General features: G+C 56.9%; 17 protein-coding genes. 2 read left to right on the forward strand and 15 right to left on the reverse strand.

Annotated features, from left to right (window positions below):
- Positions 1-26: 26 nt before the first annotated feature.
- The 13 genes from P8935_RS05885 to P8935_RS05945 all read right to left on the reverse strand — a co-directional run bounded on the left by P8935_RS05885 (position 27) and on the right by P8935_RS05945 (position 16,015).
- Positions 27-998, reverse strand: coding sequence for a hypothetical protein (locus P8935_RS05885; RefSeq protein WP_348264061.1), 972 nt, complete (start codon positions 996-998; stop codon positions 27-29).
- A 2-nt stretch (positions 999-1,000) separates the two neighbouring features.
- The gene (locus tag P8935_RS05890) at positions 1,001-1,486 is read right to left on the reverse strand and encodes a hypothetical protein (RefSeq protein WP_348264062.1); all 486 of its coding nucleotides are present in this window, start codon (positions 1,484-1,486) and stop codon (positions 1,001-1,003) included.
- A 38-nt stretch (positions 1,487-1,524) separates the two neighbouring features.
- Complete coding sequence (locus P8935_RS05895; RefSeq protein WP_348264063.1) at positions 1,525-1,959, reverse strand: hypothetical protein; 435 nt, start codon at positions 1,957-1,959, stop codon at positions 1,525-1,527.
- Positions 1,960-1,962: 3 nt separating this feature from the next.
- Positions 1,963-2,586 (reverse strand): hypothetical protein, encoded by a 624-nt coding sequence (locus P8935_RS05900; protein ID WP_348264064.1) that lies wholly within the window; start codon positions 2,584-2,586, stop codon positions 1,963-1,965.
- A 131-nt stretch (positions 2,587-2,717) separates the two neighbouring features.
- Positions 2,718-3,686: a hypothetical protein gene (locus tag P8935_RS05905; protein ID WP_348264065.1), complete on the reverse strand. Its 969-nt coding sequence runs from the start codon at positions 3,684-3,686 to the stop codon at positions 2,718-2,720.
- A gap of 162 nt (positions 3,687-3,848) precedes the next feature.
- Positions 3,849-4,241: a hypothetical protein gene (locus P8935_RS05910; protein ID WP_348264066.1), complete on the reverse strand. Its 393-nt coding sequence runs from the start codon at positions 4,239-4,241 to the stop codon at positions 3,849-3,851.
- Between the two features lie 23 nt (positions 4,242-4,264).
- Positions 4,265-4,765, reverse strand: coding sequence for a hypothetical protein (locus tag P8935_RS05915; RefSeq protein ID WP_348264067.1), 501 nt, complete (start codon positions 4,763-4,765; stop codon positions 4,265-4,267).
- Positions 4,766-4,838: 73 nt separating this feature from the next.
- Positions 4,839-6,104, reverse strand: a complete 1,266-nt coding sequence (locus P8935_RS05920) for a phage portal protein (protein WP_348264068.1) — start codon at positions 6,102-6,104, stop codon at positions 4,839-4,841.
- 288 nt (positions 6,105-6,392) lie between these two features.
- A complete protein-coding gene (locus P8935_RS05925) occupies positions 6,393-7,241 on the reverse strand; it encodes a DUF3037 domain-containing protein (protein ID WP_348264069.1) in 849 nt (282 codons plus the stop codon).
- Positions 7,242-7,282: 41 nt separating this feature from the next.
- Positions 7,283-8,155, reverse strand: a complete 873-nt coding sequence (locus P8935_RS05930; RefSeq protein ID WP_348264070.1) for a HipA family kinase — start codon at positions 8,153-8,155, stop codon at positions 7,283-7,285.
- A 155-nt stretch (positions 8,156-8,310) separates the two neighbouring features.
- Entirely contained in the window at positions 8,311-9,840 is a 1,530-nt protein-coding gene (locus P8935_RS05935; protein WP_348264071.1) for a terminase, read from the reverse strand.
- A 166-nt stretch (positions 9,841-10,006) separates the two neighbouring features.
- The gene (locus P8935_RS05940; protein WP_348264072.1) at positions 10,007-15,532 is read right to left on the reverse strand and encodes a hypothetical protein; all 5,526 of its coding nucleotides are present in this window, start codon (positions 15,530-15,532) and stop codon (positions 10,007-10,009) included.
- 138 nt (positions 15,533-15,670) lie between these two features.
- Positions 15,671-16,015, reverse strand: a complete 345-nt coding sequence (locus P8935_RS05945) for a hypothetical protein (protein WP_348264073.1) — start codon at positions 16,013-16,015, stop codon at positions 15,671-15,673.
- 453 nt (positions 16,016-16,468) lie between these two features.
- Here P8935_RS05945 and P8935_RS05950 point away from each other — a divergent pair, with 453 nt between their 5' ends.
- Entirely contained in the window at positions 16,469-17,488 is a 1,020-nt protein-coding gene (locus tag P8935_RS05950; RefSeq protein WP_348264074.1) for an isoaspartyl peptidase/L-asparaginase, read from the forward strand.
- 31 nt (positions 17,489-17,519) lie between these two features.
- Here P8935_RS05950 and P8935_RS05955 read toward each other — a convergent pair whose 3' ends face one another.
- Complete coding sequence (locus P8935_RS05955; RefSeq protein WP_348264075.1) at positions 17,520-18,254, reverse strand: GNAT family N-acetyltransferase; 735 nt, start codon at positions 18,252-18,254, stop codon at positions 17,520-17,522.
- Positions 18,255-18,424: 170 nt separating this feature from the next.
- On the opposite strand from P8935_RS05955, the gene P8935_RS05960 reads away from it, so the two are divergent.
- On the forward strand, positions 18,425-18,988 hold the full coding sequence (locus P8935_RS05960) for a Maf family protein (protein WP_348264076.1): 564 nt from the start codon (positions 18,425-18,427) through the stop codon (positions 18,986-18,988).
- A gap of 22 nt (positions 18,989-19,010) precedes the next feature.
- Here P8935_RS05960 and P8935_RS05965 read toward each other — a convergent pair whose 3' ends face one another.
- The gene (locus P8935_RS05965) at positions 19,011-21,401 is read right to left on the reverse strand and encodes a glycoside hydrolase family 31 protein (RefSeq protein ID WP_348264077.1); all 2,391 of its coding nucleotides are present in this window, start codon (positions 21,399-21,401) and stop codon (positions 19,011-19,013) included.
- Positions 21,402-21,690 lie beyond the last annotated feature (289 nt).

Here is a 21,690-nt window from a genome sequence, read left to right on the forward strand (position 1 = left end):
TATAAGTTCATGATTCAGAGTGCGCATCAGATCAGAGCGTAGGCAGCGGGTTTGAAACTGCGGTAACAAAGCACGCGTTCGCCATCGAGTGGATCAGTAACGGGCATTGCGAGAAAATTACCTTTCAGCAGAATGCGTGCCAGTCCGCTCTTGTGTTTGCTGTCGAGAGGTGTCGCTGACTCCTCGGCCCCGGCAAGGCTTTGCAGGCGAGGGTAGTGAAAGAAGATGCGATCGCCCTGGCTGCCCTGCATCACGAAGAGTGCCGACCACTCGTGATAAAAAGTGCCTCCTTCGCGATCGACGAAGCCTGTGATGGCTTGAAGTTTGGCACCAGCCAGGGGCACACCGCCCGGCAAAGGTTGCGCCAGAATGAGGCTCGCTGAACTCACTCCCAGCGCCAGGCCAACATTGAAGGTGACGCGGCGAATGTAATCCACGTCCGCAAGGGGTTGGCGCAAGTAGGCGCCTGATACAGGAGATCCTACAAAACCAGTTTGACCTGTGTAGTCCGTATCGACTGCGATCATCGAGCCGGGTGCGAAATTCGCAGCGTCCGCAGCAGAGAGCTGGATTATCGACGCTGTCGATCCATTTTGTACCGATACCGCAAGCGCCGCTTCGGCACCGTCTGCAGCGGCGTTCGCCCCACTGGCCGGCGCAAGCAAATTCATATGCTGTGACCCGGTGGCAAGCGCCATGGTCAGCTTCGTCCAGCCGAGGAAATCAAAACTAATTTGCGCTTCGAGCGAGTGGCGCGTCTGCTCCAGTGAAGATGCGGGAATACCCGTGAGGATAGGCCCGCTCTTGCTGGTCGACTTGCGCGTAAAGTTTTCTATCCATCCCATATCGATCCAGGGGGCAGTGGGCGCATCGAGATCGAATGCGCCCAGTTGCGACGGATCGAAGAGCACTGGAGTTTGTGTCACGCGATTGACGGGAGCGAAGTAGGCGCGTACCCTGCGAGCGACTGGCGCGGGCGCTGAAAAAGAATTTGCCATGGTTATTCTCCCTGCTCCCGGTAGCTGTAGACCACCACTTTGACAGACCGACTGAGCCGATCGCGCTGCACATTGATCGGAGTGAATGTCGGCTCATCCCAGAAAAGATTTGTCTGCATAGCGACCGCAGTCTGTACTGCGTAATTGAACTTAGGTGTGTAGAACGGCTGCAGGATCGCGATGATTTCCTCGTCCATCGCGGTCAACATTCGTCCGCGATCGAGTCCGCCAAAGGCCTGGGTGCCGCAAGTGCTGTAGAGAATTTCGCATTCCTCGGCCACCATCGCTGAGCTGAGATCTATGTCGATGCCGAGTCCCAACCATCGCAGTACGAACGCATCTACGGGATGTTGTGCCACAGGCGCCTCTGCCTCTTCAACCAGGATGCCGGGCCGGAGCGCTCCGCGCAGTAGCACCGTTCTTTCCGGATTGACGGCGGCGAGGCGCGTGCGAAGCGCCAGATAGAACGAGTCTTTCGCGTTTTGCATGAGAACTCCAGTTTTCAGGTATCTGCACTCTGATCGCATTAAAGCGATTGTGAGTAAGCTTGCCGCAATGAGAGCCGGTATAAATAGACTTGACCGAAGGCCTCATTCGAAGCGACGGATTCAATCAGGTAATCCTGTTCGCCGATCGTTACTGCAAGTGCCATGGCGAACAGGGCTTGTCCCGATGGAAGATTGAGCGCACGCACTTGCGCCTGCACACCGGTTGCTGAAACCAGCAATTCCCATCGCGGCGCGTCGCCATCCTTGAATGTCGGACGAAGCTTGCGCATCACGACAGGGCTGATGACAACCTGGCTGAAGGTCGTTGCAAGTAAACCAACTTCAGATTGATTCGAGCCTGGATTAGCCCCAGTCACTCTCAGCCGTGCGCTGGTGCCCGCGACGCTGCGCAGTAGGGCATCCGCAAGCATTTGCGGAGCGCTTACTGAATTGCGCGGTGCTGTGTCACTCATTGTTCACCCCAGCCTGTTCGAAACGTAAGGGGCTAACCAGACCTTCACGGTATCGTCGACCAGCGAACTGGAGAAGTACTGCATCTGCATTGTGTCGATTTTGGTCTTACTGGCATTCAAGGCAGGTGTGGACTGCGCATTGCGGACTATCTGCGCACAGGCGGTCTTAACATCGTCTCCAATGGTTGTAAGTCCGGCCGAATAGGTGACGGCGATCTCGTTGTAAGGTAAGCCGAATACATTCCACGGCATCGTGAGTTCGCCCGTGTTCGGATCAAAGTCCACAGTGCCCGGATCGATATTGGACCACTGTCCCGGCAAAGAGAAAGCGCAGGCAGCCTCCATCAAGGCGTTGTCAATCGCTTCTCCGCGACGTGGTTGAGCGTAACGACCTTGAATACTGATCAGTGCTGAAGGCGCCTTGCCAATCGGAGCGAGGGGCAAGTAGCTGAGTCGCACCGCCCGTGATCCGCTGACCATTCGCAAGCGCTCGGTATATTGGATGATATTCAGATCGGGGCGTCGACAGTAACTGTTGATCAGCGCCGTGGCAGCATTTATCCAGTCGGCTGTCGTACTGTCGGGCAATCCGTAATTGGAATAGTCCGCTGGCTCGAGATAGGCCATGTGTTCCTCCGAGGTAGGTTCAGTGCAAACAGTGAATAGTGAACAGTGAAAGACGGGCAGAGAAATGCGAATCCACTAAGGCGCGGCGGCTCTGTCCACTGACCACTGTTCACTGTTCACTGAAGTTTGGTTTAGCGGTCGACCAGCACCTGGTAGTGCGCGTAGTTAGCACCCTTTACAACAACGGCGCCGAATTTGACGGCAACATACTGCTGCGCCAGCGAGCCGGGCATGCCGAGTTGGAAGATGCGCGGGGTTGGGTCGCCGAGCCAGTGGTACTCGATCAGATCCTCCGTCACGATGTACGCAGGAAGTACTGCCGTTCCCGAACCCGGAGTGCCTGTATAACTCAGGCTCCAGTCTGGAATCAGAGGTAGATCGCCGGCTTGCGTCGAGAGCATCTTCACGCGGAAACCGCCGGTGATCTGATCGGAATTGAGCACCACGTTGAACTCGGTCTTCATCTCCCGATCGATAAGGTCGAGAAGCACCGGGTTGGCGTAGATCGCGGTGGGACGCACGTGGTAGCCGTTGCTGGCGACCATTTGCGCAACTGCAGACTTGATGCCATCGACGATAGAAGCCGTCGTTCCGATGGTCGTGGTCAATCCGCCCGACACGATTTGTGGAATGGCACCCATGTACTGCGTGGTGGTCGGCGAACTGAGGCTGGTGTCGTTGCCGTTCCAGAGGGCAACGTCGTGGGTCAGCATCACGCCGCTAACGGTGTCCACTAGATCTTTTGCCTGCAGGTATGCGAACTGTTGCTGCTGGTTTCCGAGTTCGACGTCGAAGAGGTTGTAATTGATCTGTGACACTATGGCTTTCAGTGGCACGCTACGTTCCACGCGGGTGGGACTAACGACCGGAGCGACAATGCTGCGCGGATTGACGAAGCCGGCCGTGCCTGGATTCGGCAACGCGGTCTCTTCAAAGAAGCGCGACGGATGGCCAGTAGCGGGGACCTGCTTGATGCGTTGACCGAAGGGACTGGAGCGACGACAGATGTCGAAGATCTCGGTCTGATACAACGGAACTTCAACGGCGCCCGGTCCGATGAAGTCGGCTGCCGCGTGGATATCTGCAAAAGATGCGTTCATAAGATTTCGCCCCCTCCATGGGGCCCTGTTAGCCGCTAGCTTTCAGCTTCCGGCTGCTAGCTTGTTCGTTGCTGATCTGGAAGGTCTACACGCACATTGAATCTGTGAGCGATCGTGGGGCCACAGTTTGTTCGAAGTTCAGCTGGTAGCTCGAGGCTGAAGCTACGTGATAGCTCCGGCGCGCAGTAACTGGCTTTTGACCGCGATGCGCTGTTCAAGGCTCAGACCAGCGAGTGCTGCATCAAGTGTGCGTACATCGACCGGGCCTTCTGCGATTCCGTGCTTGGCGAGCATCTCTGATGTCGAGGCAGGCACCGTTCTGCGCAGAGGATTCAGCACCGAATGATCCGCCGCGGCCTTCAGCTCGGCGATTTCGCGTTCGGCCGTGGCAAGCTTTTCGTGTAGTTCTGTCTCGCGCTTGCTCTGTTCCACTGTGGCTGAAATTCTTGCAACCTCACCAGCGCCCTGCTGCTCTTCAAGTGAGGTGATCGTCCGCTCCAGCAAGCTGGTCGCAGCCTCGAGCCGTTCCATGATCTGGTTATCGTTGTTCTCCATGAAGTTCCTTTCTTAAGTGTTGTCTAGCTCGCCATGCGAAAACTGGTTGCGCGATAGGCAGCCTTTTCCCGCAGAAGAATTGCAGCGCCGGTAAAGGTCACGCGCGTCAGCTTCCAGATCTCGTCGTGCATATCTTCCACGCGCGCATCGGCTAACTCGTAACTCATGCCCATCGATTCCAGAGGATGTGTGGCAATGGTTTTCGCCACCTCAGGGAAGTCGCGCGCATAGATGTAGCCGCGCACCACCAACCGATTACCGACCAGGTTGGCCTCGGTGAGCAGCCCGATCTTGCGGCGCGCATCGTGCCCATCCCAACCCGGCCGGTAATCGACCGCCATGCCCAGCAGCGAAGGGAGTGCTTTATCCGCCGCTTCGCGCGTGAGAATAACCCGGTGGCCCCGAGCGCCTGCAGGTGCCTTGTCACTCGCCGAGTTCACCACAGTCAACACGCCCTCGAACGGCACCCGATTGGGATGTCCTTCCACGTGTGGAATCGTTACTGCCATTGCTTCGAATTGCATTTCGTCTCCGCCTGTCTCCAGAAAAATGGCCGCACTGCTGTTGAGGCAATGCGGCCGAGGTGCCCATGACCACTCATCTACCCACTTCAGGAGAGCTAGACACCTGTACCAGCGCACTTTCGGCGAGCGGAGCTAAGCCGCGCATGGCGCGTACTTCGTCCACTGTCAGCACTCCGGCCTGAAGTAACTGCACCTGGACAGCTAACTCTGTAGCTTCGTCGCGCGCATTCAAATCGTTGAAGACAAATTCGAATTCCCGCCAGCCTATGCACTTCCCAAAAAGGTCACGCGTGATATGGCCGGCGATTAGTTGAGCAAGCGGCAGAATCGCGCCGCGGAACGCTTCGTCGGCAAGTTCCGCAGCGGTGGAGCGGTTGACGTCGCCCTCAAGGCCAAGCAAGAGAGGCGGCAATCCAAAAGCATTGGCGACCATGCGGATCAGAAACTCCTGCCAGGCGAGCCGCAGATCTGCGTCGGTGCCCTGCGCGAATCGTAGTACTTCAGGTTTCTGAACCGTAGAGATGAGCGGAACCCGCCCCGTGCCCTCGATCTCATCCTGCCACCAGCGGATCAGGCGGTCGTGCTGCCCAGGGGTGGACTCATTGAGCCACAGCGCATATTGGGCCACAGAGTTTGCCGCAAGCTTTCCCGCAAAACGATGCGCGCTGAGAAATTGATTGACGGATTCAAATGCAACTTCGAGGGCGCCAAGTCCGAATGGAGTGAAACTGCGCGGATTGGTGCGCACGTATATTAGTTGGTTGTCACAGAGTTGGATGGCATTCGATTCTGCCTGCCCAACCGCAACCTGCGCGTAACGAGGCGTATCGGGTTGTCCATCCCATCGGGGATTGATGCGAATCGAAGCTCCATCGACAGGCCACAACATTGCCGGATGTTCGTCGTCTCCGGTTAATTCCATCTCGATGGCGCCGTAGCCGCCGGTCAGCGCATCCTCGATTACCTGCTCAATTAAAGTGCGAAAGCTGTCCACCGCATTGGGCTCTTCGAGCGAGCGGCGCAGGGCCTCCGCCCTTTTCGTAACCTCGGCGGGCTCGCCCGGGTGGCCGCCGCGTCGCACGCGCACCTGCCAATCCATGGATGCGACTCGGTCTTTAATCACATTGATGGCGCGTCGCACGATAGGTGTCTCTGCAAACCGGCGAAGATTTGCCGGCGTAGGTTTCGGCATCGCATGCCCGGCGAATTGCATCGGGCTCAGGATTGCTGGAAGAGCCAGCGTCTTCCGTTCCAACTCGGTGTTGGATCCAGCTGCGGCAACACCAATCCCACCGGTAGCCTGCCGCCAGAGTTCGCGCAGTTGTTCTCGTACATTCACGCGTTACCTTCCTTCGAGAAACAGAAAAGGCATGATCCTCGCTGGACCATGCCTTTTGCTTTCAATGACTGAATCGGTGTACAGCCCTTAGAGAGGCAGAACTACTCCGATAAGCTGCTTAGTGGCGAGATCAACGATCTCGCTCTCAACAGAATCCATCTTACAAATTCGATGAATAATTACCTGCAAGGTTTTATGAAATATTTCTCATGTAACTAAGTAACGGTTAAATCAGGAGTAAGTGGCAAATAATCTGGCAAGTTGACTTCCCGGATGCTTGACAACCTGTCAGACGCTCAGTTCACGGCGAGCGGTCTCTGCCACGCGCGACATATCCGCGGTGGTCAGCACGCGAATCTGATTCTCTTCCATCGTTTCTACGCCAAAGCGATACATTGTCAGGCGGTCGAGGTCTTCGTCGCTAGCGCCTAACTTGGCTGCCGGCTCAACAATGGCTGTCAGCTCAAGACTAGCCTTCTCCACGCGTTCAACGCCGGCGCGCAATCCTTCTGCGGAGAACGCCAGTACTTTAGCCAGGTCCAGTCCCGGCTCCAGGCTTACGGCATGGAACATCCGGATGACCCCGTTAGGCCTGTAGCCGACATCAAGTCGCAGCGGATCGCCCGGCCGCGTGTAGTCAGATGCCGGAATACGCTTGCGCAGCAGGTCCCATACGCCGGCGTGTTCAAATTCGGCACGCATCAAAGACTGAATGGCCGCACGTCCGCTCAGCCGTGGCACGCGTTCGCGCTTGGGCGGGTCGACATACATGCGCATCAGTTCTTCGATCCCGGCCGGCAGGCTCTCTGCAAGATATGCTTTCGGCGCTGTCATCTGCACGTTGAGAGAGAGGGCTTCATTCAGGATGCGCATCATCTTGCCATCGGGATCATGGCCAAGCCGGTGGCGCAGTTCCGTCTCCATGCCCTCCAGCAGCGAGGTGTCCGCATCCGGATGGAGGCAGCGCACACGCCGCCAGTCGCGGGTAAAGCGCAGTTCCATCTCCGCTCCGCCGCCTTGTGGGGCAGCCTGCTCACGCAGCAGCACGCCCACGTGCACAAACTCGTTGCGGACCGGATCCGGAACGTAACGCAGCAACTGAAACTCGCATCTGAGCCGCTCTTGGTCGGTCGTCATGTTTGCACGTCCCCCTCCGGTTCATCGGCGCCAGAAATCAACTACATGATCCTGTCGACGATCGTAGATCCCCAGCGCTCCGGAATCCAGGTATCGCTGGTTTTTTCTCTGCCTTGAATGCCCCATATGGGAAAGGGCTTGCGGTCCGATTTCCCAAATCCCTCTATCAGTTCCCGAATGCGGCAGCGACGCGCGAGCAGCTTCTCTACCAGCGCTTCCATTTCAGACAGGTCGCCGCCATACCATTCGGGCGGAATCTCGTTGGCGGCGGCCCACACCGTTTCGGCCGGCATGGTTTCCAAACGCGTAAGCCAAGGCTCAAACGAATCCCACCCCGTAATCTCACGGTACACATCATTGCGGTAGTAGACGCCACGCAGCGGCGCGTCTTCAAACTTCCACTCGCCGGCAAAAAAACAGTATCCAAAATCGATGAACACCGCATGATAGCGCCGCTCGCGGGCTTTGCGCGTAAATACCGCCTGCCGCCCATTGGCGTTTCCGGTCCACTTATCGAGCGCGAGGATGCCGGCGAACTCGCTGCGATTTTTCAGGTCGACCAGTTGTTCTTCGGGCAGGTAATCCACCACCTGTCCTGGCATCAGCCCCCCCACGAATCTCGATCCGAACTGCAGGCCGGGCTGGCAGCGCACGCGGGTGCGTCCTAGATCCATCTCCAGTTCCGGCGTGTTGTCGATCATCCAACTGGAAACATCGATCAACTCGACGACTGGAGCGGTAAGGCCGACGGCCGTGGCAAGTTTCGATGCCAGGTATTCATTGGCCAACACCCGCATGTGCTGGGGATTGTTCTGAAACTTCACTACATAGGGATGCCCGTCGGTCCCCAGCATCAACTGGCCTTGCGCGCCGCCCCGCATGCGCCGGATATGCTGCACCGCCTGAACTGCCAAACTGTGTCCCCGATCGTCGTTGACGCCTGCTCCGATTGTAATGCGATGAAACAGCTTCAGGCTTCCAGCCGCTAGCTTCCAGCTCGGTTATCAGTCAACCAATGACGCCCGATTTGAAAACTCGCGAGGCCCATCCAATTGCTAGAGGCTGGACGCTAGAAGCGAGCGGCGTTGTTGCCCTCCAACAACTCCGCCCGCGCAGCCAACCCGATTGCCATGGCCATCACCCGATCATCATGTGTTCCGGCGCGCGCACCGGTGCTTCCGTCGGCCTGGCGAACAAAGCTTCTACATTCCACCAGAAGCCGCCTGCTCATGAATCGATCTGGTTGATCGATCAGGCAGGCGTTCAGTCGTCCAATCACAGCAGGACGACTCACAGAATTGGTGAGCCAACCCAGTTGACCTGCCTGACGGTAGATCCGCCCGTAGTGACAAACGCTTTCGCTCAGCGACAGCACGCCGTGGCCATGATTGTTAAGCTCCACCACCAGCCACGCCTGGTTGTATTCATCGGCGAGAGCAGTCGCGAGCCTTGCCAGTTCCAGTCCCCCCAGATGACCGGCGAATTCCGCGCACTGCAGCCCGCTCCCCATATCCAGTACCTCAATGGCCGAGTAATCACCTTCGCTACCGCCACCCGCTGGATCTACTGCAACCAGATACTGCTTGCCCGGCAGCGGGGGAAGCCATATCTCCATTTCCCCGTTGTTGCGATGCTCGACGGCCGCCGGCGCAGAAATCAAACGCGCCTCGATAGCAGTGAGTTCGAACACCGAGTCCCCGCTGGCTCGGAAGCAGGTGTCTGCATCCTCAGCAAATTCCTGCCGCGCCAAGCCATGAAAATTTGCCTGCACTTTACGCCGAAACCCAATCTGCGCGCGGCTAAGATGATGACGTTCGATGAGGTCCCGTTCCTCCTCGGTCAACGAATCCGCGTCCACAGCTCCGGTGCGGTAACAACTTTCCATCCACCACGGAAAAAAATGACGCACCGTGCCTGAGTCGTCCGCCGTTTGCCACTCGTTGTAGAAACAACCGCCTATGCCGTCGGGAGTGGACTCGAGAATCTCTTCGCCATCGGGCGCCAGAGCCGCACGAAGTCCTGCGAGTGTTTCCGCCGGTTCTCCCGGCCACCGGGCGAGTTCAGAGCAATGCAGGTTCTGCACCGTCATACCGCGGCCCGCATTACGTTCCCCCGCAGAGACCACGCGGTATTGAGAATCGAAGACCGGGAAAACGATCTGCCGTACGTTCGCACGCGAAGTTTTCAGGCAGCCCTTCAACAAACGCTCCGGCAGGTAATCGAGGAAGCGATGGACGATGCGGAAGATCTCTTCAGCGGATTCCTGCGTGTGCGCTACTTGTAAAGTGAGTGTCCCAGGGCGCGTGATGGTCTTCAGAAAGAATCGCGCGGCTGCCCAGGTTGTCAGGCCAAGTTGACGCGCTTTCAGCACGATGTTGCGTTGGCCCCGACGCATTTCGAAAGCTCGCTGCACTTCATTTGCGCGCAGCGGCCTGGTGAGCCCGGATCGTGTCCGCACACGCAGCAGATTTTCGGCAAGTGCGATCACAACATTCTGCCCGTGCAGTTGTTGAGGATTGCGGTCGAGAATCCTGCCAAACTTTGCCAGTTCCTCGGCATTCAGATTCTTCGGTTCAAATAACCACTCCTCACCGTCCATCTGTGGTCTTCCTCTTTCTGTTTTTGATCCAAGTGATTCACGTAATCAAAGACTGCTGGCCAGCGGCCACTGACACGCTGTGTTAAGCGCTGGACGGGCCGAGAGAAGCAGCAAAATGCCCGAGGCAGCGTTGCCGGCTGCCTCGGAACTCTCGTAGGACGTGTATCTACTGGATGACGCGCACGTTGTAAGTGCTCGCCGTGGGAGTGCCCGCGACTGCCGCGCAGACTTTGACTGTCACCGTCCCAGCGGCGGAAACGTAGAGACGCCACATCATGCCGTCCCCCGGATAAGTCGTCGGAGATGCCACCACCGCCATGCTGGTTGTTGCTCCCGCGATGCTCACCGTGCCGCTGGTGCATGCGCCAAGAGTGAGAGACGAACCGCCGATGCTGGCGGTAGTTCCGGCAAGCGGCAGGTTAGATTTCACAAAAGCCGTGGTCGCAATCCTGGTTGAGTTGTCTGATGCGCTTTGCGTTGCCGCCTGGCAGTAACCCGACGCATAGCATGTCAACACGGTTGAACCATAAAAATCGATGTAGAAGTAGTTCGACGTGCTTCCTGCGCCCGTGTAATGGAAGATCCACCTTGCAACGTTATTTGCTGAAGTGGCGCCGGTCCCACCAAAGGAGTTGGTACATTCCTCGCCCGCAGTCATTCCGGTACACAGAATGTTCGCGCCAAAGTTATAACTGGAATTTCCTGTGTTAAAGAGATTGGCTGCATAATTGGGGCCGTTTGTTTGCGTTGCACCCAGCCCTCCCAACACATTCACAGCCTCATGCACTGTCACTGTCGAGGCGGTTGTCACGCTGTCGTCGATGTTCGACGGTGCTGTCGAGCCGGTTGCCGACGTCGCTTTAGGAAGATAGCCTGTGGTTTGTCCAGACAGTCCGCCGCCTCCCGCGTTGCATCCGCTCCCAGAATCTCCGATAGTTCCTACCGTGTCGGTGAACCATGGACAGTCATGCAGCGTTGAAGTCGTTGGGCCTGTCGCAAGCGCCGCGCCAGCGCCAGGTATGGTCTTGCCGTTCACGTCGTTTACATAAGGCCGGATGGCAACCCAAGCGAGTAGAACCTGATTTGATGTGCCACCAATGAGGCCGATGTTCTGACCTGTCGAACCGGAGAAATCTAGAGTCGCCGTGTAGGTTTGAAGCGTTGTGCTGCAGGAGTGCGTGTCGTTCAGTAGAACTGCGTTGTTGCTGGTTTTGACGGTCAGGGTCAAACTGGTAACGCCGGTGGGGCACTTTGCCATGTAATAGAGGTTGGCTTTGCCGGCAGGGAGATTTGTTCCCACCGTCAACACGTTTCCCTGTCCGTTCACATATGGAAATTGTGAGAACTGAATGGCCAGAACGGTATTGGTGAGTGCAAACTCTGCTCCTGATGGAGATGCGGCATCTGGAATATAGAGCGACGCGTAGGGTGGATTGTAAGGTGGTGGCGAGACGATGAAGTCTTGCGGCCAAATGAGCAAGTCATCCCAGTTGTAAGGAGTTGCAGAGTTCCCGTCCCGCAGGAAGTTTGACGTAACCCGGCCTTTGAGCTGCGTCTCTCCCTTGTGCGGGACCAGCGCAAGAGAATAATTGCTCTGAATCACGCCGCCCCCGCCCCCTGCGTAGTAGCCGGTGACGTTGTTACCTCTGCCGTTATCGGTGATCGTTGTCGAAACGTCGCCGTTTCCGAAGTTGAGGTTGATATTGTTGCCGCCCAAAACGATGCTTCCGCCAGAACTGCCAGCGAAGCCATTCACTCCACCAGCATTGATTTGCCCCACCATCCCCGGTCCCGCAAGGCTCGGCCCTTGCAGAGTATGACCAGAGCCCTCGATGCGCTCTCCATATCCTGTATTGGTGCCGACAATCTCAAAACCGCCTGTGCCAATCGTCCACCCACATGCGCAATCGCCGTTTGTGGCTCCTACCTGTAGAATCTGCGGACCCGAACTGGTTGAAAGTTGCCAGTTGGACAGAACATTTCCGCCACCGTTATAGCTGATCCAGGGGTAGGTATCGCCGAACATCCAGACGTGATCCCAGTGCTGGAAGTCGTTCCCGCTTGATTCGTAGCTTGAGTTGAGTTCGGATGTCGCCTGAACGACACCATAGGTGAGTCCCGTGAAATTCACGCCCTCTGCCTGCATCTGGTAGGGGCTGTTTCCGCCCTGGCTGAAGATCCCGCACTGCCGGGCTGTACTACCGAACAGACCTTGAAAAGTCACGTTTGTGATTTCGTTGTTGTTCACTCCAAAGTCATCTGCTGCTGCCCAGTTTGCCGGATTGCCATCGGTCATCGGTAGCGCGATGGCACAGTTGCCAATATGTTCTGTGACCCCAAGCCCGAGCAAAGAAACATACGTATGGGCGTTCGACACGGACGCTGAAGCAGTCGTCGCCAGGGTGACAACCTGCCATCCGCCACTGCCCGAAGGTGAAGAGTGCCAGCAAGGACTGACCGATGCGATAGTCGAAACAAGATTCGTGCCGCCCGGTCCGGCTCCATTGATCTGAATAGCCTGCCCAACGTCGCCGCAGCTAAAGTCCGCCGCGGTTGAACTGATTACGGCGCTTCCGTTGGTCGTGTTCGTGTCGTCGAACCATCTTCCGGGCCAGCGATGCGTGAACGATGTTGTGACCGACCCATCAATTTGAAAGGAGATATCTCTGATTGACCACGAGTGCCACCAAGGAAATACCGTAGTGAAGGTCGGGTCTGGGGCCTGAAAGATATCCTGCCCCGGCTTGCTGCGAATTACGACCGGCCATTTATTCGAGGTAATGTCTCCAATGCCGCCAGGCTGTCCGATAAGTGAAACTCCGTACCATGTAATCGTGCTGGTCAGATAGCAACCGCCGGGCGGCTTGGGAAAGTAAAGCGTGGCGGGTAAAGTGTTGCTCGTTGCATATGTCATGGCCGCCGTCTGGGCCGCTACGATTGCGTTGTGATCGTCCGTCGAACAATCGCCCTTCGCGCCGAACGACATCACATTGATTTGAGAGTTGACCGTGGCATTCACGGGGCCAGCGAAACTTTGTGGGGTGGTTGTAGCCAGGGACGCGCCTCCGAGCGCGGCGAGCGCGCCTGCCGCCGTGCTTGCTCCAGTCCCCCCAGCGCTTACGGGAACAGCGCTCACTCCGCTTACCGCCGTTCCGTTCCCGCTGTAGTAGGCGATCTGTCCGGTTGAACCGCTGCTTACCGTGCCGCTTCCGCTGCCCGAGCCGCATGCTGCGCCCGTATTGCTGATGTATCCTGACGAATCGATTTGCATGCAGTTATGGCCGCTAGTAGCCGAGAGTCCCGGAAACTTGATAGAAGTATTTCCGGTAAAACTCGCATAGAGGTTACTGCTGCTGCCGCCGTAGACGTTGAACGCTGATCCTGCGCCAGCTTCATAATTCACGCGAACCACGCCGGAGCCATTTGAGGCATTGATATAGGTATCGCCGCTATTTGTGCTTTGATAAGCTTTGAAGCTGTCCAAGCCGCCCGTGGCAGAGTTGAGCGCCCAATTATTGCTAGCGTCCTTCACCATGAACCACTGGCTGTTGCCGTTGTAATCCTTATAAGTGAATGACCCTTTCTGGCTTCCGGTTAGCCCAGGCCAAAGATAGTAATCCACCTCAGCGTCAGCATTGTTGCGAACTGTTAGAGTTCCAGCGGATTGCGCCGTTCCCCCTACCTGCAGCGTTCCGTTAAACTGCGCATTGCCGCTGTTGCTGACAGTCGCCACGGTGTTTGAGCTCGCGCCACCGGAGCCAAAGACGACGCCCCCGGTGCCCGCATTGTTTGATCCATTCAGTACTACTGCGCCCGTGCCCGCGGCGTTAATCACCGTCTGATTATTGGTGCTCGACTGGCCGCTGTTGAATTGACCGATTGAAAACCGATAGACACTGTTCAACTCATCCAGCACCTGGTAGAACTGCTCGCCTCCTGTGGCGTCGCTCAGCCCCATCGTCCACCGATAGCCGTAATCGGTCTGGTAGCGATCGAGCAGTCCTCGCTCGTTTCCGCTTCCGACGCCGAGGCGAAGATGGTTAGTCAGCGTTGCATCCTGTTGACTCCCGTACCAGTCCCCATTCAGCGAGTTGAAGCTGCGATGAAACGTGTCGAGAAAACTATTGCGCGTGCCATTGTCCGTCAGCTTGCCGGTGAACATCGTACCGCCGGTCATCCAATCGTTATAAGAACTTCCCGCATCGGCTACGACTTGATAGATCGAATTCTCGTTGCGCAGTCCGACAATGGTGTTGTTGTCTGCATTGGCACCCAGGTGGAACGCAGTAGCGCAATTCTCCACATCGCCGCCCGTGAAAGTATTGCCGTCGCCCTGCTGCAGGTTGATGCCGTAGGTGCCTGCGATCGGATTTCCGCCCGTTGTCGGGCAATCAATATGCAGCCGCACGAAAGTGCTGGCGTTCAGCCAGTCGGTCGCAGCGGAATTTGTAACCTGATGTCCAACTCCATTGATCGCCGTCTGGAATCCGCTGATATGGTTGTCGTAAAAAGTGCCGCCCGTGTAATTGCCCGTGCCGTCAAGAGTGATGCCCGCCTGATTCGCATTGCCCAGCAGATACAGGCTTTCAAGATCGATTTCCTGCGTACGATAGGCGGCGAGCGCCTGTGCAGCCGCGCTGGTTGAGGGTGTAGTGTTGATCACCACATTATCGAGATGAAAACCGTTTGTGTCCGCGGCGTATGTGTGGTCACCCACTTGAATTGCGGCGATCAAACCGGAATACAACAACACCGTACCGCCCTGGCTGCCGCTGGCGCTGCTTGCGCCCCGCAAAGCGCAGCCTCGCAGAGAGATATTGCGAGTGCCGGCTGTAATCACAATCTGATTCGCTGTCGCAATCGTGGCGCACGGTAGCATCACTGTTGTATTCGCAGTTGAAATCGTCACGTTCGACGCCATCGCAAGATTGCCGGTGAAGTTGCGGGCATCACAGGTGCCACCGAACGTGCTGTTGATCTTCGCTAAGCACGTCTGCAGTTTGGCGCCAAAGTCAGCGCCGGAGAACTGATCAACCTGGTAGGCAGCTCCTAGTTGCTGTGCGGTAAGCGGACCATTCACGGCTCCGCCGGACATGGGCACAGCCTGCGCAAGCGATGAGTCGACATAGTGTTTATCCGCGGCTTGCAAGGATTGTGTGGGATCGCCGGTGAGATACAACGGCCCGGTAAGTTGACCGCCTGTCGACGTCAGATTACCCTGAGCGACCGATTGAATTGCCTGGTCAACATATGCCTTGCTGACGGCCTGCACTGCCTGTGCCGCAGGCATCACCTGTGAACGCACCTGTGCAATGCTGGCCTGCGCAGCTGCCGGGATTACCCAATATTCGGTGCTGGTTGTGCCGTCGCTTAAGTGATAAATCGCTGTGTAGTAGAGACCAGCGGGCGAGGAACCCAGATTGGGCGCTAGATTTACACTCACAAATCCATCGACCCCGATATTCGTCGAGTTTTTTCCGGCAGCAACCGTTTGGCCGGATGCGGTGGTAAATGCTGGCCAGCTAAGTTGTAATGTTCCCGAACTCGGCGCGCCATTCGCCGTATACACGGTTCCCTGCACAGTCGTAGTGCTCATAGTCTGTGCTAGGGCCACAACGGCCATCGCCATCCAGGCCAGGCAGACGCTCAGAACTTTGGCGGGGCGAATGTAATGTTTTCGAAGGAGGCTCATGCGTGATTCTTCCTTTTTCCGATGCTGCAGCACGGGCCATGACCGCCAGCTTTTGCGCAGCAAAAAATGTCGCGACTGGGACCATGACCCGATTCGAGGTTATTGTTGATACAAACTATTGCTTGTTCATGGATCGACCTATACGCCGGTTGCGGTTTCGTCGTCCTCGTTATGTGTTTCTTTAGGCAAATCGCCTGTCCACTCGGGCGCATTCGCCAATTCCGATGCCATACTGCGAAACTTGCGAGCGCCGTCGTCTTCGCCGGCCTTCTCGTTATGTTCAGCAAGTTCATACAGGAACTTGATACTCTGTATCTGTCCATTCTTACTGCTTTTTGAGAGCGCCTTCGCGATCTCGAGGCTGTCCTTTTCCATGACCAGGTCGGCGGCTTCGCGCATGTGTGCAGCTCCGCTCCTGCTTTTAGGTTTCGACTCATTCGCCTCTTTTTCAACGATGGCGAGCTTCCGTTTTGATGCATTCATGTGTCCGACCAATCCCGGACATCCTTCCACTTGTGGGTTCCCCGGCTACAGAAGGCAGAAAACGAACTTTGATGATCGCTCTCTCCGCTGACACTTTGACGCAAATGTTCTCACCTCCGCATGCTCTTGAGGGAGACTGTATTCAATTGCGTCGACATTGAACTGGTTCAGCTTCTTCTCTGCGGCTGGTTCTCCGCGGAAGGAGTCCGAAAGAATTTGAGAACCGCTGCGGCTCTCTGTGTGCACGTTTGCGATGGATGCTTTTAGCTTAGCGAAGGCGCCGAAATTACCTGCAAACTCTGCCGAGCTTTTTTCACAATGGATTCAGGCACTTAGCAAAAGGAAAAGTTGAAGACTCTTGACAGTGAATCTTTTAAAACTTCAAGACGAAGATTCCGTCGCTTTTTCGGAGCACCTGCGGTCGGGAGCTCAATCGACTAACATTAGCGGGTGATGAAGACTGCCACTCGCAAGCCAACCCTTATCGTTCACGGAGGAGCATGGGCCATTCCCGACGATGCTGCCGCAGCGCACGAAGCGGGAGTGCGCAGTGCCCTCGAAGCCGGTTACGCGATACTTACGCGAGGGGGCAGCGCTCTCGATGCGGTTGAAGCTGCCGTAACCGTCCTCGAAGATGACCCGACCTTTGATGCGGGGCGGGGAAGTTTCCTAACGTCCGATGGCCGCGTGCAACTGGATGCCCTGCTCATGGATGGAGGCCGCATGAAAGCCGGAGGCGTGGCCTGTGTGGAGCGTCTGCGCAATCCGATTCAGGCCGCAAGGCTGGTTCTCGAGCAAAGTCCGCACGTGTACTTCGTCGGCGCCGGTGCCGAAGAATTTGCGCGATCGCATGGTATGCCGCTCATCGACAACACCGAACTGGTGCTCGATCGCGAGCGCGAGCGGCTCAAGATTGCCCAGGAGCGCCAGGCTGCGGGACTTGCCGATGCAACATTCTCTGGACTTGAAGATGACAAGGGGCCTGAGACTCGCGTCAAATTTCGGGAACGCTGGGCCGCGAACAGTGATCAGTGGTACGACTCGACCGAAGACCCCACGCAGCAATCGCACGACACCGTGGGAGCCGTTGCTCTCGACGCAGATGGAAACATCGCCGCCGCAACATCAACCGGTGGGACACTGAATAAAACTCCGGGTCGCGTCGGTGACTCCTCGCTCATTGGCTGCGGCTGTTACGCCGACAATCTCTCAGCCGCCGTTTCGCTAACCGGTTGGGGAGAGCCCATTATGAAGCTGGTGCTCGGCAAATGGGCCACCGATCGTGTCGCCGCCGGCAGCGCGCCCGAGTTGGCCGCTCGCGAGGCAATGTCGTATCTGCACAATCGTCTCGGAGGACACGGCGGCATTATCCTCCTAGGCCCCGACGGAAGATTTGGCATGGCGCATAACACTCCAGCAATGGCGTGGGGATTAGCGAGCCAGAATGGGCTGGAGACAGGGCTAAAGATTTAGAAAAGTTACTCAGACCTAAAAATTCGCGAACCTACTTCACCAGCTTCCACTTCAACCGCGTATAGGCCACGCGAAATCCTTTGCGCTCTGCGTTGCGCTGCGAGTTGGATCCAGCTTCCGCCACCATCATTGCCAGGTCGCATCCATGCTCGGCCGCGTAGCGCATGCGCACTTCAAGCAGAGCCGCCTGCAGCCCACGCCGGCGCATCTCGGGAGCCGTAGCCGCTCCACCGAACAGCGCTACACCATCGTGCACAATTAAAGCTCCGGCGGCTCCCGGTACCCCGTCTACCTCAGCTAGAAAGCACGGGCTCCCTTCACGCACCACAAGCATCACTCCGGCCTCACGCACAAAGTTCTCGAACTCGGGATGTTCATGCGTCCACCCCTTCGCATTGATGTCGCTCCAAAGCTGCGCTTCATCAAGTCCGACGACGCGCACACGGATGTTGTCGGCATGCTTTTCTGCCGGCAGTTCCACCGCGCGATAGAGCACGCTGCTGATTTCAAACGGACGGTAACCGCGTGCACACAACAGGTCGAGCGTCGTGGCCCCAGCGAAGGGACAAACCTCGTGCATGACCTCGGCGTCGCGAACGAGAAAGAATCTCTCAATCTCATCGAGAGCAGCAGATGTCAGTTCCTCAAACAGTCCCAGGCCAAAGGTTTGCGTCGTAGGCGCATCGACACCGTCGAAAACAACCGTTGCTCCTGCGCATTTCATCCACTCCGAGGTGCTCTGGGGAAAAAGTCTCTTCCGCGCCATTGCGAACTGCGCACAGGAAAAGGCCTCCGTGGCCTCGAGTCGCTTTGCCAATTCAAGATTCGCAAAAATCATAGCGCTCCCGATCCTACATGCCGGATGCTGTCGATTGCACTTCCATTTCACGTCATGGTGCTACGTTCGCTGCGCCGCGCTACTCTAGAGAAGCCCCCATGCGCCGACTTATCCTCGCTTCCGCTTCGCCTCGCCGCCGCGAATTGCTTGCCCAGGCCGGCTACACATTTGAGGTGCAGCCCGCACACGTTAACGAGGATCTGTACGCGGACGAAGACCCGATCGCTTACGTTGTCCGGCTAGCACGCGACAAAGCCCAAGCGATGTACAACGCGCTCAACGACCCTCAAGCCACAGTGCTCGGGGCTGACACCACAGTCACGCTCGATGGCCACATCCTGGCCAAGCCGGAAGACGCTGCCGACGCAGCGCGTATGCTTCGACTGCTCTCTGGCCGAACTCACCGCGTAATTACCGGCGTGGCGCTGGCAACAGCAGCGGGCACAGAAGTCGCCGCCGAAGTGACCGGAGTGCAGTTCCTCACGATAAGCGATGAAGAAATCGCAGCATACATCGCCACTGGCGAGCCCATGGATAAAGCTGGCGCTTATGGCATTCAGGGCCTCGCCGCCAAGTGGATTCCTCGCATTCAGGGTTGCTACTTCAACGTCGTAGGCCTGCCACTAGCGCTCGTCGCAACGATGCTTGAATCATCAGACTGACAACTGCGAACTACGACGTTACTCAGGGCCTTAGCACCAGGCGATCGCCCTTGTAGATCACCCCGCGTGCCTGCGCCGTGCTGTCAGCGATTCCCACGCCACGTCCGTCGCTCACGACCACGACATTGAACGTATGCTTCTCCGCCATGCCCGGATAGCTTCCTTCGCGTGCGGCAAACGCCAGTGTCTTTGCCGTATCATCCCAATGCAACTTGATGGTTGCATGTTGTCCGTTGGCGTAGTCGTACTTATCGTTCTCATCTTCGTAGAAGGTGAAATCCCCGTCTGCCCCCGGATAGACCCGAATCTCAATCGGGTCCGCGGGTTTCTCCGTTGACCATTCCATCGTCGGGCCCATCGGGACGATGGAGCCCGCGCGGACGTACAGCGGCAGTTTTGCCAGCGGCGCGTCAGCTTCGATGCGCTTTCCACCCTCAACCTTTGCGCCTGTCCAGAAGTCGTACCACGTCGCCTTAGGCAGGTACGTCGTGCGGCTCGTTGCGCCCTGCGTGGTCACAGGACTCACCAGGATTGCCGGTCCAAAGAGATATTCATCGCCCGTGTTCTGCGCCTCGACATCATTGCGCCAATCCATCACCAGTGGCCGCATCAGCGTGCCATGGTTGCTGGTCACCTGCCACGCCTCAGAGTAGATATAGGGCAGCAGGCGATAACGCAGATTGTCGTAGTCCACCAAGATCTTCTGCGCATCGGGCCCGTACGACCACAGCTCGTTCTCATCCGGATAGCGCGTCCCATGCACTCGGAAGATCGGCGAAAACGTCCCAAACTGGAACCAGCGCACAAACAGTTCGCGGAATTTCGGGTCATTCAAATTACCGCCGGAGATAAACCCGCCAATGTCTGTCGTCCAGTAAGGATTGCCGGAGATCGAATAATTCAACCCCGCCGGAATCTGCCGCGCGAACGTCACCCAATCGCTGAGCACATCGCCTGACCACGCAGTCACGCCGTAACGCTGGACTCCTGCATAGCCCGAACGCGACAGAATGAACACCCGCTTCTTGTCCGACGCAGCCTGCTGGCCTTCCGACACGCCGCCCGTGTGGAACAGCGGAAATATATTGGCATAACGGGCTCCTGACCCAATCGCCAGTTTGTGATCAAGAAGAATGTTCTCTTGCTTGCCTTCGGTCTCCGGCTCATCCGTGTCCAGCCACCAAGCGTCTACGCCTTTCTGATACAGCGCGGTGTTGATGTTCTCCCAATATTTCTTCCGCGCATCATTATTTGTTGCGTCATACAGCGCCTGCCCCAGCGGATGAAAACCGCCTGACAGAGTCTTCGCAACAAACCAGCCATTCTTGTCGAACTCATCATAGGTAGTGCTGCCCGGCCTGAAATAAGGCCACACCGAGACCATCAGATGAAAGTGCTCATCATGTAGTTTGTTGATCATCCCCTGCGGATCGGGGTATTTGGAATTCCATTTCATCTCGCCCATCGTGACCCACCAGAACCAGTCCTGCACGATGTTGTCCACGGGAATATGCAGCGCCCGATACTTCGCCGCCACGCCTTCGATCTCCGCCTGCGACTGATACTTGTTCTTGCACTGCCAGAAGCCGTAGGCCCAGCGCCCAAACAGCGGTACCTCGCCTGTCAGTTCGCGATAGTGTCCGATAATCTGGTCCGCGTCCGGCCCGTAGAAGAAGTAGTAGTCAACGCGATCCGCTACTTCGCCGCTCATGTAAAGCCAGTGGACAAATCGGTTATTCACCACGCTGCGCGATGGATTGTTCCAGAAGATGCCATATCCATTCGTTGAAACCAGCAGCGGTACCGCGATCTCCGTGTTTTCCTGCGACAGGTCGACAGTCTCGCCGCGATAGTTCCAAACGCCGGCCTGGTGCTGGCCGAGACCGTAAAACCCCTCATGCGATCCGTAAATCCCGAAGGCGACCTCTGCGTGATAGGTTTGCTCACCGTTGACCTCCGCCGGATGAAGCATCCGGTACGTGTCGGTCGTCAGTTGTTTGCCGTCGGCGCCCTGGTAGTGGATAGATCCGCTTTCACGCTCAATCGCAACTTTCAGTTTGCCGGTTGTCAACGTGATCGCCTTGTCATTCTCAGAAACGTCGAAATTCGCAGCTGGCCAATCGGTCTTGATCACCACATGATCCGATGAGGACGTAGTTTGTTTTGCATCGAGCGGCGCATAGGTCACGTGGAGCACGTCGGGTGCGTCCACTTCGAACTTGAGTACGCCGCCTTTCTGGTGAATTTCAAGGCCGTTAGCCTGTTTCTCAAAGCTGACCACAGGGTTTGGCGGATTCCACTGAGCCACGATTGCAACCGGCGCCAAAGCCGCACAAACCACGAGAAATGCTGCTGCCCATCCACGAACGGCCATCGAATACGTTTCCTTTTTATTGCGGAGTTCCAAACGCATCAAGTGTAACCCCCTGCACGTCTCCCCACTCACGACCAGCCCGAAGCACGATGCCTACAGTAGAAATAAAGCCATTTCAGCACCTTCGTGACTTTGAAATAGCCCTTATGGGTCAAAAGAATCAGAGATTGTCCGGTAGTATCTGCGGTACACTTCCACCATTCCACCAAGGGACCCGTTCATCTATGCGATCCAGAATCGCCCACCTGTTTGCGCTCTGCTGTGCAGCCTCATCTTTTCCAGCACTCATCCACGCCCAGTTTCAGGCGCCCACAAAAGAGGAATTGGA

This window comes from Telmatobacter sp. DSM 110680 (assembly GCF_039994875.1).
Classification (GTDB): domain Bacteria; phylum Acidobacteriota; class Terriglobia; order Terriglobales; family Acidobacteriaceae; genus Telmatobacter.

Bases quoted from the DNA above. Each gene is read 5' to 3' on its own strand.
- P8935_RS05910 (WP_348264066.1), bottom strand. From the start codon at position 4,241: ATGGAGAACAACGATAACCAGATCATGGAACGGCTCGAGGCTGCGACC.
- P8935_RS05890 (WP_348264062.1), bottom strand. From the start codon at position 1,486: ATGCAAAACGCGAAAGACTCGTTCTATCTGGCGCTTCGCACGCGCCTC.
- P8935_RS05955 (WP_348264075.1), bottom strand. From the start codon at position 18,254: ATGGCGCGGAAGAGACTTTTTCCCCAGAGCACCTCGGAGTGGATGAAA.
- P8935_RS05925 (WP_348264069.1), bottom strand. From the start codon at position 7,241: ATGACGACCGACCAAGAGCGGCTCAGATGCGAGTTTCAGTTGCTGCGT.
- P8935_RS05945 (WP_348264073.1), bottom strand. From the start codon at position 16,015: ATGAATGCATCAAAACGGAAGCTCGCCATCGTTGAAAAAGAGGCGAAT.
- P8935_RS05940 (WP_348264072.1), bottom strand. From the start codon at position 15,532: ATGAGCCTCCTTCGAAAACATTACATTCGCCCCGCCAAAGTTCTGAGC.
- P8935_RS05960 (WP_348264076.1), top strand. From the start codon at position 18,425: ATGCGCCGACTTATCCTCGCTTCCGCTTCGCCTCGCCGCCGCGAATTG.
- P8935_RS05895 (WP_348264063.1), bottom strand. From the start codon at position 1,959: ATGAGTGACACAGCACCGCGCAATTCAGTAAGCGCTCCGCAAATGCTT.
- P8935_RS05900 (WP_348264064.1), bottom strand. From the start codon at position 2,586: ATGGCCTATCTCGAGCCAGCGGACTATTCCAATTACGGATTGCCCGAC.
- P8935_RS05905 (WP_348264065.1), bottom strand. From the start codon at position 3,686: ATGAACGCATCTTTTGCAGATATCCACGCGGCAGCCGACTTCATCGGA.
- P8935_RS05935 (WP_348264071.1), bottom strand. From the start codon at position 9,840: ATGGACGGTGAGGAGTGGTTATTTGAACCGAAGAATCTGAATGCCGAG.
- P8935_RS05915 (WP_348264067.1), bottom strand. From the start codon at position 4,765: ATGCAATTCGAAGCAATGGCAGTAACGATTCCACACGTGGAAGGACAT.
- P8935_RS05965 (WP_348264077.1), bottom strand. From the start codon at position 21,401: ATGCGTTTGGAACTCCGCAATAAAAAGGAAACGTATTCGATGGCCGTT.
- P8935_RS05885 (WP_348264061.1), bottom strand. From the start codon at position 998: ATGGCAAATTCTTTTTCAGCGCCCGCGCCAGTCGCTCGCAGGGTACGC.
- P8935_RS05950 (WP_348264074.1), top strand. From the start codon at position 16,469: ATGAAGACTGCCACTCGCAAGCCAACCCTTATCGTTCACGGAGGAGCA.